This window comes from Alistipes muris, assembly GCF_943193205.1.
Classification (GTDB): Bacteria; Bacteroidota; Bacteroidia; order Bacteroidales; family Rikenellaceae; genus Alistipes; species Alistipes muris.
Map to the genome: position 1 here is coordinate 21643 of NZ_CALPDD010000004.1, position 14801 is coordinate 36443.

At 60.7% G+C, this 14801-nt stretch carries 12 protein-coding genes; 1 reads left to right on the plus strand and 11 read right to left on the minus strand.

What is annotated here, in order from left to right:
- Window positions 1-5: 5 nt before the first annotated feature.
- The 6 genes from NFR47_RS03330 to rpe all read right to left on the minus strand — a co-directional run bounded on the left by NFR47_RS03330 (window position 6) and on the right by rpe (window position 6282).
- Complete coding sequence (locus NFR47_RS03330; RefSeq protein WP_251214164.1) at window positions 6-581, minus strand: M48 family metallopeptidase; 576 nt, start codon at window positions 579-581, stop codon at window positions 6-8.
- Window positions 578-2317, minus strand: a complete 1740-nt coding sequence (locus NFR47_RS03335; protein WP_251214165.1) for a DUF4153 domain-containing protein — start codon at window positions 2315-2317, stop codon at window positions 578-580. The genes NFR47_RS03330 and NFR47_RS03335 overlap by 4 nt, the downstream gene beginning before the upstream one ends.
- Window positions 2318-2375: 58 nt before the next feature.
- On the minus strand, window positions 2376-3110 hold the full coding sequence (gene rlmB / locus NFR47_RS03340) for a 23S rRNA (guanosine(2251)-2'-O)-methyltransferase RlmB (RefSeq protein ID WP_251214166.1): 735 nt from the start codon (window positions 3108-3110) through the stop codon (window positions 2376-2378).
- A 191-nt stretch (window positions 3111-3301) separates the two neighbouring features.
- Complete coding sequence (locus NFR47_RS03345; RefSeq protein WP_251214167.1) at window positions 3302-3595, minus strand: GIY-YIG nuclease family protein; 294 nt, start codon at window positions 3593-3595, stop codon at window positions 3302-3304.
- 42 nt (window positions 3596-3637) lie between these two features.
- A complete protein-coding gene (abc-f, locus tag NFR47_RS03350) occupies window positions 3638-5578 on the minus strand; it encodes a ribosomal protection-like ABC-F family protein (protein ID WP_251214168.1) in 1941 nt (646 codons plus the stop codon).
- Between the two features lie 53 nt (window positions 5579-5631).
- The gene (gene rpe, locus NFR47_RS03355) at window positions 5632-6282 is read right to left on the minus strand and encodes a ribulose-phosphate 3-epimerase (RefSeq protein ID WP_251214169.1); all 651 of its coding nucleotides are present in this window, start codon (window positions 6280-6282) and stop codon (window positions 5632-5634) included.
- A gap of 113 nt (window positions 6283-6395) precedes the next feature.
- Here rpe and NFR47_RS03360 point away from each other — a divergent pair, with 113 nt between their 5' ends.
- Window positions 6396-7682: a DNA recombination protein RmuC gene (locus NFR47_RS03360; RefSeq protein WP_251214170.1), complete on the plus strand. Its 1287-nt coding sequence runs from the start codon at window positions 6396-6398 to the stop codon at window positions 7680-7682.
- Here NFR47_RS03360 and tsaB read toward each other — a convergent pair.
- The 5 genes from tsaB to NFR47_RS03385 all read right to left on the minus strand — a co-directional run bounded on the left by tsaB (window position 7679) and on the right by NFR47_RS03385 (window position 14428).
- The gene (gene tsaB / locus NFR47_RS03365; RefSeq protein WP_251214171.1) at window positions 7679-8386 is read right to left on the minus strand and encodes a tRNA (adenosine(37)-N6)-threonylcarbamoyltransferase complex dimerization subunit type 1 TsaB; all 708 of its coding nucleotides are present in this window, start codon (window positions 8384-8386) and stop codon (window positions 7679-7681) included. The two genes, NFR47_RS03360 and tsaB, sit on opposite strands and share 4 nt — an antisense overlap.
- A gap of 253 nt (window positions 8387-8639) precedes the next feature.
- Window positions 8640-9428 (minus strand): Cof-type HAD-IIB family hydrolase, encoded by a 789-nt coding sequence (locus tag NFR47_RS03370; protein WP_251214172.1) that lies wholly within the window; start codon window positions 9426-9428, stop codon window positions 8640-8642.
- Entirely contained in the window at window positions 9425-9889 is a 465-nt protein-coding gene (gene smpB / locus NFR47_RS03375) for an SsrA-binding protein SmpB (RefSeq protein ID WP_251214173.1), read from the minus strand. The genes NFR47_RS03370 and smpB overlap by 4 nt, the downstream gene beginning before the upstream one ends.
- A 230-nt stretch (window positions 9890-10119) precedes the next feature.
- Window positions 10120-12090, minus strand: a complete 1971-nt coding sequence (gene dnaG / locus NFR47_RS03380; RefSeq protein ID WP_251214174.1) for a DNA primase — start codon at window positions 12088-12090, stop codon at window positions 10120-10122.
- A gap of 160 nt (window positions 12091-12250) precedes the next feature.
- Entirely contained in the window at window positions 12251-14428 is a 2178-nt protein-coding gene (locus NFR47_RS03385; RefSeq protein WP_251214175.1) for a glutamine synthetase III family protein, read from the minus strand.
- Window positions 14429-14801: the final 373 nt, after the last annotated feature.

Consider the following 14801-nt stretch of genomic DNA (forward strand, 5'->3'; position numbering starts at 1 on the left):
GCTTTTCAGCGAATCGAAAAAGCCCTCAGCTCACGCGAGAGGGCTTTTTCGTGCCCGCCCGTGAGTCGATCGACCAGCGCGTGGAACCGCGGTGAATGGTCGTGGTGAACGGTGTGGCAGAGCTCGTGGATGATGACGAAATCGCGCAGGTGCTCGGGCAGGGTCATCAGAAAGAGGCTCAGCGAGATGCTGCCCTTTGCCGAGCAACTCCCCCACTTGGTGCGGGCCGTACGGACGGTGAGCTTTTCGTACCTCAGTCCCGTCTGCCGCGAGAGCCGGGCCGCGCGTTCCGGCAGGTCGGCCTTGGCCGCCCGGCGCAGCTCCTCGATGCGGGCCTTTTCTTCCTCGGGCGGAAGCGCAGGAGCCAGCGCTGCCCGGCGGGCCGCAAGGCGCTGACGGGCCGTTTCGACCCAACCGGCCTTTTCGTCCAGGAAAGCCAGGGCCCGGCGCTGCGACACCCCGCGCGGATACGAGACCCGCACGGCGCCCGACGGCCGCACCCGAATCGAGACGCGCCGGGCCCGCGGCGACTGCGACAGCACGACCTCGCCCAGCCGCGGATGGTCGAAGACGGAAATCATCGGGTCAGCACGACGTCGACCGACACCTTATCGACCCGCAGCGCCGAATCGCTCCGCTCGAACCACACTTCGGAAAAGACGACGGCCAGTTCCTTGCTTCTGTAAACCAGCAGCTCGTCGTTTTTCTCCCGAATCGCCGCTTCGTCCGGCACGCTCCCCGGAGCGATGCCCGCCTGCCGCAGCAGATTGCCGAGAAGCTCCTCCGCCGGAACGGCGACATCGGGATGCAGCCCGGCAAAATGGAGGTACAACGTGCTGTCGGTCAATTCATAATAAGGATATTGCCCCGAATTCCAACTCCGCCACTCCGTATAAAGCGCCGAATAGCCGCCGATTCCGTCCACACGGAATCCCCGTTGCGTCTCCGCACTCCAGAACGTCTCGACCACCTCCACTGTGTCGGCCGCCGAATTCCAGCCGTAGAGCACATAATTGGAATATTCTGCCGGAACCGCGTTCCGGATTTCGCGCATCGGCACGCCGAAGCGACGGAAAGCCACCGTATCGCGGTCAGCCACGTAGTCCGCCGCTTCGTAAAAATTGCGGAACCGGGGTTTGCTCGCGCTGTCGATCTGCCGGAAAGCATCCAGCAGCAAAGCACCCTCCCCGTCGAGCAGCTCCAGCTCCCCGGCAATCCTCACGGCACGATGCAACTGCGAACGCACGGCCACGCGCTCGGGTTCGAGCGCAGGCACATAGGCCAGCGCCGCAAAGAGCACGAAACCAGCGGCGCAGACCCAGCGGTAACGAGCCGTCCGCCGCATAAGGAACAACAGCACGCAAAGGGTCATCAACCCTCCGCAGGCCACCAACCACACGCGCGGCTCGGTCAGTCCGTATTCGCCCACGCGGCGCCCCACGCCGACCCAGAAAAGCACCAGCAGCGGCAGCGACACCAGGCTGAAACGGTCGAAAAACCAGTCGTAGCGGCGCTCAGTCAGCACTAACTGCAACGCCTTGACGACCAGCGCCGTGATGGTGAATCCGAAAACCAGGTAGGCCACGCCGCCCGCGGGCAGCGACCACGCGACCACGATTTTGACCGCATAGAGGTAGAGGATGGCCGTATAGACCAGCAGCGCCGGGGTCACGATGTAGTCGAGCAGAACCGCCAGAATCCGGTTGGCCTTGACCTGAGCGTCGCGCCACCGCTCGGCCATCATCAGAAACAGGCACGGCGCAGCCAACGATTCGGAGAGAATCGCCGCATAGGTCCAAACGTGGTCGATCCACCTGCCTTGCAGGCCGAAGATGTAGGTCGTCGAAAAGAGAATAGCGGCGAAAAGCCCCAGCGCCACATTGGCGAACAATTCAGCCAGCAGCAGCGACCGCAACCACACGATGGCGTCGCTCACGAAACATTCGTTGCGGGCTTCGCGGCGGCACATCAGCAGGGCCAGCGGCGAGAGAATCAGCAGGCTGACAAGATACTGCGTCTCGCCGACCCAGTCGTTCAGCCCGCTCCACAGCGACAGCGGAACCAAGGGCATCCACACCACCCAATAGACCTTGCGCCACGGCCCGCGGCCCGCTAACCGGCTGACGGCCAACGCCAACACGAAGAAGAGCGGCACGACCGCCGCCCGACAGAAGCCCTGCGACCAATCGGTCTCGTAGGCCACCAGCCACACCACGCACGCATACACGGCCAACAGCAACTCGACCGGATAATTCCGCGCCACCTGCACCATCCCCTCGCGGAAGATGCGCCAATAATGTTTCGGATTGAATTTCATAGGATTTTATCGAATAGAGGCGAGCACCCGGCCAAAACTATTCATTATTAATTATTCACTATTCATTGATTCGTTGCCGCACGACCTCGAACAGCATCACCGCAGCCGCGGCCGAGACGTTCAGCGATTCGATATGGCCGATGAGCGGAATGGCCAGCTGCTCGTCGCACATCTTCAGCACTTCTTTCGAGATGCCCGTATCCTCGGCCCCCATGACAAGGACCGTCGGTTTGCGGAAATCGGCGTCGTAGAGCAGCTTGCGGCTCTTTTCGGTCGCGGCGACCACTTGGAATCCCTCGGCTTGCAGCGCCTTGAGCGTGTTGCGCACCGAACCCACGCGGCACACCGGAATCGTCGTCAGCGCCCCGGCCGACGAGCGGATCGCTTCGGCGTTGACCGGAGCGGAGTTCTTGAGCGGCGCAATCAAACCGTGGGCCCCGGCGCATTCGGCCGAACGGGCGATGGCGCCGAAGTTACGGACGTCGGTCACCCCGTCGAAAAGCACCACGAGGGGCGTTTCGTCTTCGGGCACCCGTTCCAGAATGTCGGCCAGCTCCACATACTCGATAGCGGCAATCTGCGCCACAGCACCCTGGTGGTTGCCGCGCGTCAGGCGGTTCAGCTTCTCGACAGGCACCTCCTGATAACGCAGACGGTGCCGCGCGCAGAGGTCCTTCAACTCCTGCATCAATTGCCCCTCGGCCCCCTTGCGCAGGTAGAGACGTTCGATTTGCTTGCCCGCCTCGATGGCTTCGGCCACGGGGCGGATACCGAAAATAAGATTATTGTTCATATATCGTTTAGTATCATCATTTGCATTGCATCAGATTCTTCATTTCGTTCAGCGCTGCACATTCCTGTCATTCTAAGGAGGGTTTTCCCGACGAAGAATCTACACTCAAACAGATTCTTCGCTTCGCTCAGAATGACAAAACAATAATACTCCCGCCCCTTGTCATTCTGAGGAGCTGCGCGACGAAGAATCTATTCAAACCAGTCTGCCGCCAAATCCGATCTTCGGGGATTCATCGAAGCGATTAGCCGCTCTTTCTTCTCCCGCAGCCAACCTTTTATCTCCTTTTCCCGGGCGATGGCATCCCGCACATCCGTATATTCCTCGTAATAAAGCAGTTCATGGCAACGATAGTGCTTCGTAAAACCGGGAATTTCCCCGCCTTTATGTTCCCGAACTCTCCTCGCCAAATCATTCGTCATTCCGGCATACAGCGCCCGCCCGTTCGCACTGCCCATCAAATATACGAAATAGCGGTTCATCATAAAAGATTCTTCGCTTCGCTCAGAATGACAAAACAAGTCTTCTTATTGTTCTTCCGTTATTTCCAATTCGTAGGAAGCCTTCTCCCACTCGTGCATCTGGTGGTCGTAACGGGCCTTGAGCTCGTTGTAGGCCTTGTAGTCGGCTTCGTTATACTCGGTCGCCGCGGCGAATTTCGTGTCGTAATCGGCAATCTGCCGCTCAATGTCGGCCAACCCGGCTTCGATGGTCTCGACCGCCTTGCGGAGCTTGCGCACCAACTTCTCCTGCTCCTTTTTCTGCTCGTAGGAGAGTTTGCCGGAAGCGGCGCCGGATTTCTCGGGGACGCCTTTGGACCTCTCGGGAGCGTCGTGCCGCTCAATTTCCTGCAACGATTCGAGTTTGCGCTTTTCCAGGAAATAGTAGATGCCGCCCAAATACTCCTTGACCGCGCCGTCGCGGAACTCGTAGACCTTGTCGACCATGCCGTCGAGGAATTCGCGGTCGTGCGACACGACCACCACCGTGCCGTCGTACTTCATGATGGCGCTCTTGAGAATGTCTTTCGAGCGCATGTCCATGTGGTTGGTGGGCTCGTCGAGCACCAGCAGGTTGCGCGGTTCGAGCATCATGCGGGCCATCGCCAGCCGGGCCCGTTCACCGCCCGAGAGCACCTTCACCTTCTTGTCGATGTCCTCGCCGCGGAACAGGAACGCCCCCAGGATGTCGCGCAGGCGCGTGCGGATGTCGCCCACGGCCACCCGGTCGAGGGTGTCATAGACCGTGAATTCGCCGTCCATCAGGTCGTCCTGGTTCTGCGCATAGTAACCTATGTTGACGTTGGCCCCCAGCCGGACCGACCCCTCGGTGGGGGTCAGCTGGCCGATGAGCATCCGCGCAAGGGTCGTCTTGCCCTCGCCGTTGCGGCCCACCAGCGCGATGCGGTCGCCCTTGCCGATGGTGAAGTTCGCGCCGCCGAACACGCGTTTCGCGCCGAACGACATCCCGGCATCCTTGATTTCGGCCACCACCTGCCCCGAACGCGGCGCGGGCGGGAACTTGATGTTGAGCGTCGCCAGGTCTTCCTCCTCGACCTCCAGCCGGTCGAGGCGTTCGAGCTGCTTGATGCGCGACTGCACCTGGTTGGACTTCGTAGGCTTGTAGCGGAACTTCTCGATGAACTCCTCGGTCTTCTCGATCATGCGCTGCTGGTTCTCGTAGGCGGCCAGCTGCTGCGCCCGCCGTTCGGCCCGCAGGACCACATATTTGGAGTAGGAAACCTTGTAGTCGGTCACCTTGCCCAACGACAGCTCGACGGTGCGGTTGGTCACGTTGTCCAGAAAAGCCCGGTCGTGCGAAATCAGCAGCACGGCGCCGCTGTAATTGCGCAGGGACTCCTCCAGCCACTGGATGGATTCAATGTCGAGGTGGTTGGTCGGCTCGTCGAGCAGAAAAATCGAGGGACGGCGCAACAGCAGCTTGGCCAACTCGATGCGCATGCGCCAGCCGCCCGAAAACTCGCTCGTCGCACGGCCGAAGTCCTCGCGCTTGAAACCCAGCCCCAAGAGCGTCTTCTCGATGTCGGCGTCGCGCGTCTCGCCGCCAAGAATATGGTAGTGGTCCTGCGCGTCGTTGAGCCGATGGAGCAACTGCTCGTAGTCGGCACTCTCGTAGTCGGTCCGTTCGGCGATTTCGCGCGTCAGCCGCTCGATTTCGGCCTCTATGCGCAGCACCTCCTCGAACGCCTTGGCCGTCTCGTCGGCCAGGGTCGTGGTATCGGCCACGCGCATGGTCTGCGGCAGGTAACCGATGGTACACTCGCCGTTGACCGTCACGGCGCCCGACGTGGGCTGCTGCTCGCCCGTGATGATGCGCAGCAGCGTAGTCTTGCCCGCGCCGTTCTTGCCCACGAGCCCGATGCGGTCCTTGGGGTTTATCAGAAACGAGATATTGTCGAAAAGGGTCCAGCCGCCGTAGCTGACCGTCAGGTTGTCCAATGAAATCATAGCGACAAAGGTAGCGATTTATCGCGACAATCGCCCCATTGCCGGCGGGGAATTCAAGCTCCGAGCATCCGGACGATTTCGGCTTCGGGGTCGGCGGCGCCGAACACGCTGCTGCCCGCCACCAAGATGTCGGCCCCGGCGGCGTAGATTTCGCCTGCATTGCGGGCCGAAATACCGCCGTCGACCTCGATAAGGGTGTCGAGCCCCTGCTGGCGGGCCATTGCCCGCAAGTCGGCGATTTTCTGCAACGCTTCGGGGATGAACGCCTGCCCGCCGAAACCGGGCTCGACGCTCATTATCAGCACCATGTCGACCAACGGCAGGATGTCGCGCAGCACCCCGACCGGAGTGGCGGGCTTGACGGAAATACCCACCCGCGCCCCGGCCTTGCGAATCAAACCGATGCACGCCCTCACGTCGGCCGTGGCTTCGTAGTGGAACGTAAGGATGTCGGCCCCGGCTTCGGCGAAACGCCCGACGTAACGTTCCGGCCCGACAATCATCAGATGGACGTCCAGGCATTTGTCCGACGCCTTGCGGATGGCTTTCAGCACCGGGAATCCGAACGAGATGTTGGGCACGAACACGCCGTCCATCACGTCGATATGAATCCATTCGGCGGCACTGCGGTGGACCATGCGGGTGTCGCGGTCGAGGTGGCCGAAGTCGGCCGAAAGCATCGAGGGGGCTACTATACGGGGCATAGGCGGGGATTTTTTACAAAAATACAAAACAAATCGCAGGCCGCAACGCCCCCGCCCCATAAATTCGGTGCGCAGACCTGCACAGCTCGAAATTATTTACTACCTTCGTGCGTATGAATACGACCCTTATCATCGCCCTGGTCCTCCTCGGGGCGCTTGCCGCAGCCCTTGCAGCCGTCTGCATCCTGCAACGGCGCGAAGCCCGGCGGCTTGCGGCAGAGAAAACCGCCGCTCAGGAAGATTTGCGCATCCTCGCGGCGTCCCGCGCCGAGAGCGACGCCCTGCGCACACGCGCCGAAGCCGAACTTGCGGCCCTGCAACGCCGCACGGCCGAAGAACGCGAAGCGGAGAAACAGCGCCGCGAAAAGGAGGAGGAGACCCTGCGGCTCCAATTCCGCAACTTAGCGACCGAAATCCTCGGCGAGCAGTCGCAGCGCTTCCGGCAGACGAGCCAGGAATCCATCGACCTGCTGCTCAAGCCTTTCAAGGACAACATCGCCGACTTCCGCAAACGCGTCGAAGAAATCTACACCACGCAGACTTCGCAGCGCGGTGAACTGAAAAACGAGCTGCAACGGCTCATGGAGCTCAACCGTTCGATTTCGGCCGAGGCGCAGAACCTCACCAACGCCCTCAAGGGCAACTCCAAGGTGCAGGGCGACTGGGGCGAAATGCTCCTGGAAACCATCCTCGACAACTCATCGCTCCTCAAAGGCATCCATTACGAAACGCAGTACAACATCAAAGATGCCGAGGGACGCAACCTGCGGCCCGACGTGGTGCTGCACCTGCCGGAGAAGAAGCACATCGTCATCGACTCGAAAGTTTCGCTGACGGCCTTTCTGGGCTACACGGCGGCCGAAGACGAGGAGGAACGCCGCCGCCAGCTGGCCGCCCACGTGGCGTCGGTGCGCCAGCACGTCAGCGAACTGGGACGCAAGGAGTACCAGCGGCTTTTGGATTCGCCCGACTTCGTCATCATGTTCGTCCCCAACGAACCGGCCTTTCTCGCGGCCTTGCAGAACGACCCGGCCATCTGGGCCGACGCCTACGAAAAGAAAGTCATCGTCTCGTCGCCGACCAACCTGTTCGCGCTGCTGAAGCTGGTGGCCGACCTCTGGAAATACAACGACCAGGACAAGAACACCAAGGAAATAGCCGCCTGCGGACTGAAACTCTACGAACAGCTGGTGGCGTTCACAGCCTCGCTCGAAAGCGTCGGCACGGCGCTGGGCAAGGCCCGCGACGCCTACGACGACGCCCACAAACGTCTCTGCACCGGCAACGACAACATCATCCGCGTGGGCGAACGCCTGCGCAAAACCGCCCGGCTCCAAGCCAGGCGGCAGCACGATCCCCGCACGCTCGAACTCGCCGGCAGCGAGGAGGAGAACGATTAGAAGAGTTTTTTCTTCGCCGTCGTGACGACGAAATCCTTGAGATAGAACGGCTCGAAGTACGCGACGTCTTCCGTGCGGCCCTCGCCGAACGCCTGCTGGGCCAGGCGCGCCAGCCCGCGGGCCGACGGCGCCACCTCGACCAACTGCGCGTCGGGCAGCACCTCGGCGCACTTGCGGGCACCGTTGCCGAAGATGACGAACGGACGGCCCTCCGCCCGGAACGCCGCGAAACTCTCCGCGCCGACCACCTCGGCCACCACCTCCGACTGCGCCGCGCCTGCGCTGTCGAACACCTGCGCATAGACTTCCATACGCCGGGCATCGACCATCGGGCACAGCAGCGCCCGATCCCAGTCGCCGACCGCGAGAATCCCGGCCTCGTGGTCCTCGCGCGCCACTTCGGCCAGCGCGTCGAGCGACCCGACCGCCAACAGCGGTTTGCCCAAGCCGTAGCAGAGCCCTTTGGCGAACGACACGCCGATGCGCAGCCCCGTGTAGGAACCGGGCCCCTTGCCCACGGCCACCGCGTCGAGCTCGTCGGGCGCAATGCCCGTTTCGCGCAGCAGCTCGTCGACGAAAAGCCCCACCTTGCGGGCGTGGTCGCGGCCCTCGTCGCTTTCGCGCAGAGAGACCAGCTCGCCGTCGCGGGCAATCCCCACCGAACAGATGTCGGTGCCGGTTTCGATACAAAGAATCAGAGACATGTTTTTCAGAGGTGAAAAGTGAATTTTGCGAATAAGCGAAGGCAGAGAGTGCTTGCAGGCTATGCCGAGCGCAAGCAAAATCAAACATTTTGCGAATAAGCGAGGGCTGAGATTGCATTTTGTCATTCGGCCGCTCGCGGGCCCGGCTGGGGCGGTCGCGCTGTAAGCGCGAGCCGGGCCCCGCGCAAAGTCATTGCCCCGTAAGCATAAACAGAGACCGTCCGATCAATTTTTAATTCTTAATTTTTCATTTTTAATTTTCGCTACCGATTACGCCGAAACGAATCAGCGCCTTGCGGATTCCGTCGTCGTCGACCGAATCCGTGACATAATCCGCCGCGGCCTGCACCTCGGGGCCCGCCTCGCCCATCGCCACGCCGACGCCTGCGGCCCGCAGCATGGGTATGTCGTTGCCGCCGTCGCCGAACGCCATGATTTCGTCGGCCGCCAATCCGAACCGGGCCGCCATTGCCGCCACGCCTTTGGCCTTGTCGGTCCCGCAGGCGTTGATGTCGGTGAAAATCGGGCACCAACGGTTGGCCGCCAGCCCGGGCAGCTGCGGCATGATGCGCCGCTGGGTTTCCTCGTTGCAGAAAAAGCACATCTGGCAACAGGTGCGTCGGGCGAACAGCGCCCGCAGGTCCACGGCTTCCGGCACGGGGTGGGCTATGGAATGCGCCATTCGCACCACTTCGGGGGTCACACGGTCCACGAAAATCCCGTCGTCGAACTCCAGCGCCACGGCGAATCCCAGCTCCTCGGCCAACTCCATGCTGCGCTCGAAATCGGCCTGCGGAATCGGGCGGCAGGCGATGCACTCGCCGTCGGAGAGCCGGCATTCGGCCCCGTTGAGCGCCACCACCCCGTCGCGCGGAATCCCGGCTATGAGCCCCAGGTCTCCCGCGGCCCGGCCCGTGGCGATGAAAATCCGCACGCCGCGCCCGTGGGCCGCCGCCAACGCTTCGCGCGTAGAGTCGGGCACCCGGTGGGTCGCGAAACTCACGAGCGTACCGTCGACGTCGAAAAAGAGCGCCCGAATCATCGCCTGAAGTTTTTCAGCGCCTTGTCCATCTCGCGCTTCGCGTCGTTCTCCTTGAGGTACTCGCGCTTGTCGTAGGACTTGCGGCCGCGGGCCAGCCCGATGACGACCTTGGCCAAACCGCGGTCGTTGAGAAAGAGCCGCAGCCCCACGACGGTCAGCCCCTTATCCTGCGCAAGGCGCTGGAGCTTGGCGATTTCGCGGGCCGTCAGCAGGAGTTTGCGGTCGCGGCGCGGCGCGTGGTTGTTACAAGTACCCCAATCGTATTCGGCGATGTTGACCCCGCGTATCCACACCTCGCCCTTGTCGAAATAGCAGTAGGAATCGGTCATCGAAGCCTTTCCGGCACGCACCGACTTGATTTCGGTGCCGACCAGCACGATGCCTGCGGTCCACTCTTCGAGAATTTCGTAATCGAAGGTGGCCCGCTTGTTCCGGATATTGATTTTTTTCTGTTCGCTCATTGCCTTGTCCTCGGTTTTCCGGCCGATGTCCCGTCCGTGCCCCCGCATCGGCCAAAACGGCACGCGAATTGCAACGTATGGTCGCAGAGGGCGGGAATCGGTTTAAGGTAACCAATTTCTTTATCTTTTCAGATATGTTTTACACATCTTTCTGTTTATTTTCTGTTTGCACACGGTATGCGCAGCGATGCGTGTACGACCCGAAGCCCGCCCTCTTTTTAATTTCCACCTTATAATATAAGTCTTTGCAGTTTCCGGGCCATGGTCACCTTGGCGCGGTTCAGGGCGGCGAGCCGCTGCATGATTTCGGTCACCTGTTCGTCGGTGAGTTCGTCGCCGAGCTTGGCCTGGCACTCCTTTATCAACCCCTCGATGACCTTGGTCTTGTAGAGCGCCACGGCCTTGGGCACCCCCACGGCCAACATCTCGGCGTCGCTCTCCACATGCACGTCCTTGCGCTTCCAGAGCTCGCTGGGCACATAGTTGTCGTCCGAAAAAAGCAAGTCGACCGACACGTTGCACACCTCGGGGTCGCTGTGGTTGGTGAACAGATGCGCCGGAACCTCGACCCCCACGCCCGACTGCTGCCATTGCTCGCAATAGGCCGCGCGTATCTTGTCATACTGGGGATTGCGGAACGTCAGCCCGCCGTCGGCCAGCTCGTCGAAGATGACCTCGGCCACGTTGCACGCCACCATGGTGCGCCCCTCCTTGAAGTCGAACGAACAATGCCCGTACTTGAGCAGGTATTTGCACAGCTCGCGTTCCAGCGCATCGGTGCTGCTACCGGCCTCGACCTCGCGCACGTACTCCACCTCGGGTTCGCGCGGCGTCTCGCGGCGCAGGGTCGTCTGCCGCCGCACGAATTCGTCGGTCTCGCGGTCGCCCGTGGTCGAAAGCCGCTTGCGCGCCACCTCGGAGATGAGAATCTGTTCGTCGATCTCCATGATGCGGGCGCACTCCTTGATGTAGACGGCCCGCTGGATGGAATCGGGAATCTGCGCGACGGACTGCACCATGTCGCCGATAAGCGACGCCTTCTTGATGGGGTCGCCCTGCGCGTCCTCCAACAGCAGCTTGGCCTTGAACGCCAGGAAATCCTGTTCGTTGGTGCGGATATACTCCTGCAGTTCGGCCGCCGTGTGGCTCCGGGCGAACGAATCGGGGTCCTCGGGCTCAGGCAGCAGCACGACGCGCACGTTCATGCCCTCCTTGAGGATCATGTCGATACCGCGCAGCGACGCATGGATACCCGCCGAATCGCCGTCGTAGATAACGGTGATGTTCTTCGTAAAGCGGTTCAGCAGGCGTATCTGCTCCGTCGTGAGCGACGTACCGGACGACGCGACGACGTTCTCGACCCCGGCCTGGTGCATCGAAATGACGTCGGTGTAGCCCTCCACCATGATGGCGAAGTCCTGCTGCTGGATGGCTTTCTTGGCGAAATAGAGACCGTAGAGTTCGCGCTTCTTGCTGTATATCTCGCTCTCGGGCGAATTCTGGTACTTGGCGACTTTCTTGTCGGTGCGGAGCGTACGGCCGCCGAACGCCACGATACGGCCCGAAATATTGTGGACCGGGAACATCACCCGGTCGTGGAAACGGTCGAAGAGCGAACCGTCGCTCTCGCGCTTGAGCGACAGGCCCGTCGAGAGGAGGAATTCCTCCTTGTACCCGGCGGCCAGCGCGTCCTTGGACATCTTGTCGCCCTTGGCCGGGCAGAAACCGAGGCCGAATTTCTGAATCGTGGCGTCGGTCATGCCGCGCGTCTGGCGGAAATAGGCCATGCCGACGCTCATCCCCTCGCTCTCGTGGTGCAGATAGTCAGCGAAGTAGTCGGCCGCCCAACCATTGAGCGCAAACATGGATTCGCGGTCGTTGTTGCGCCGCTCCTCCTCGGGGGTGAGCTCCTTCTCCTTGACCTCGATGCCGTAGCGCTTGGCCACCATCTTGAGCGCTTCGGGATAGGTGACGTTCTCGTGCTCCATCAGGAACGTCACGGCGTTGCCGCCCTTGCCGCAGCCGAAACACTTGTAGACGCCCTTGGAGGGCGAAACGACGAACGACGGGGTCTTCTCGTTGTGGAACGGACAGCACGCCTGGTAGTTCACGCCTTTGCGCTTGAGCGTGACGAAGTCGCCGACAATATCCACGATATTGGCGGCGGCATAGATGCGGTCTACTGTCTCCCGGTCGATCATACGTGCAAAGATAGGGAAAACCGAATTAAGAATTAAACATTAGGAATTAAAAATGTCATTGCGGTCTGCCGCGGCTCCGGGACCACAGAGCGGAGCGCACAAAAAGCTCCCTGCCGAAACAACTGCGACAGGGAGCGGAAAATGCGGACCGTGAGCGCGCCTACCGGATAAAGAGCAGCTCGCGGTACTTGGGCAGGGGCCATATCTGGTCGTCGACGATCTCTTCGAGCTTGTCGATATGGTGGCGGATTTCGTCGAAGAAGACCGCCACGGTGTCGTGGTAGGCGACGGCCTTTTCGCGCTGGTCCTCGATGCGGTTGGCCTTCTTGCGCGCTTCGGTCATCTCGTCGGTCAGTCTCTGAATCGCCGTCGTGTGGTCCTGTATCTTCTTGATAAGGGCGATGTCGGCCGTCGACTTCAGTTCGGGAATCTGCTGGAGCTTGTAGACCTTGTCCAACAACAGCGCTTCGTACTTCGACGCGATAGGAACGATGTGGTTCATCGCCAGGTCGCCCAGCACACGGCCCTCGATCTGAATCTTCTTGGTGTAGGTCTCCCACTTCACCTCGGTGCGGGCTTCGAGTTCGACCCGGGTGTAAACCCCCATCTCGCCGAACATCCGCAGCGACTCCTTGTCGAGGTAGCGGTCGAAAACCAGCGGCGTGGAAGTCTCGCAGTCGAGCCCGCGCTTCGCGGCTTCGGTCTTCCATTCGTCCGAATAGCCGTTGCCGTCGAAGCGGACGGCGCGGCACTCCTTGATCATCTTCTTCAAGACTTCGTAGATGGCCTTTTCTTTCTTGGCCCCGGCTTCGATTTTGGCGTCGACGGCCTGCTTGAAGTGCGTGAGTTCGTCGGCCACGGCCGTGTTGAGCGTAATCATCGCCTCGGCGCAGTTGTCCGACGAACCCACGGCGCGGAACTCGAAGCGGTTGCCCGTGAAGGCGAACGGCGAGGTGCGGTTGCGGTCGGTGTTGTCCAAGAGCAGCGTCGGGATATGCGAAATGCCGCTCATCTTGAAGACGTTCTTGGCGTCGAAGCGGATGGCGTCGTCGCCCTTGGACGCGGCCAATTTGTCTAAAACGGCCGAGACCTGCGACCCGAGGAACGTCGAAATGATGGCCGGGGGCGCTTCGTTGGCGCCCAGACGGTGGGCGTTCGTCGCACTCATGATGGAGGCTTTCAGCAGGCCGTTATGCTTGTAGACCGCCGAGACGACGTTGACCAGGAACGTAATGAACTGCAGATTCTCCGACGCCGTTTTGCCCGGGCCGAGCAGGTTCACCCCCGTGTCGGTGCCCAGCGACCAGTTGTTGTGCTTGCCCGAACCGTTGATGCCCTTGAACGGCTTTTCGTGCAGCAGCACACGGAACCGATGGCGGCGGGCTATCTTGTCCATGATGGTCATCAGCAGCTGGTTGTGGTCGTTGGCAAGGTTGGCTTCCTCGTAGACGGGGGCCAGCTCGAACTGGTTGGGCGCCACCTCGTTATGACGCGTCTTGACGGGAATGCCCAGCAGCAGACATTCGTATTCCAACTCTTTCATGAACGACATGACGCGCGTGGGGATAGCCCCGAAATAGTGGTCTTCGAGCTGCTGGTTCTTAGCCGATTCGTGGCCCATGAGCGTGCGGCCCGTCAGCACCAGGTCGGGGCGGATGGCCCACAAACTTTCGTCGACCAAAAAATACTCCTGCTCCCAGCCCAAATACGACACGACCTTTTCGACGTTCTTGTCGAAGTAATGGCATACCTCCGTAGCGGCCTTGTCGACGGCGGTCAGCGAACGCAGCAGGGGCACCTTGTAGTCGAGCGCCTCGCCCGTATAGGCGATGAAGACGGTCGGGATGCAGAGCGTCGTGTCGACGATGAAAGCGGGCGACGCAGGGTCCCACGCCGAATAACCGCGCGCCTCGAAAGTGTTGCGGATACCGCCGTTGGGGAACGACGACGCGTCGGGCTCCTGCTGCACGAGCAGCTTGCCCGAAAACGCTTCCAGCACCCCGCCGCAGTTGTCCGGCTCGGCGAACGCGTCGTGCTTCTCGGCCGTACCGCCCGTCAGCGGCTGAAACCAGTGGGTATAGTGGTCGGCGCCGTGCTCCAACGCCCACTGGCGCATGCCGGCAGCCACGCTGTCGGCGATGTCGAAGGGCAGCGGCGTGCCGTTCTCCATGGTGTTGACAAGCGCGTTGAACGTGCTTTTGTCCAAGTACTTGCGCATGGCATCGCGTCCGAAGACCTTGGCGCCGAAATAGTCCGAGGGCCGGCCGGCGGGAATCTTCACCTCGGCGGCCGTGTGGTTGATGGCCGCATCGACCATCTTGAACCTGAGTAACGACATGATTTTCCGATTTTGGGATTTGCAGTTTTCGCCCGGCGTTCGCTCGCCGCCGGATCTGCGGACAAAGGTAAAAACTTTTCGTTTTCGTTGTTTTCAAAAAATCGCACTTTTTAGCAAAAACGCGTAATTTTTCATCGTTTTTCCGGAAAATCGGTGTGATTTTTCGCACATGCACCGATTTTTTGGGTCATTTTTCCGAAAACATAGTGAATTTTCAAGCAATTCTTCCGGAAACTCCGATTTTCGATTTTCCGGAATTTTGAAGTATTATAGGATAATTTTGGAATAAATAACGCATAACACACACGAATAGCGATGCCGAAGATTTTTCGTCGCGCCGCTCCTCAAAATGACAATGAACATCAATTATTAA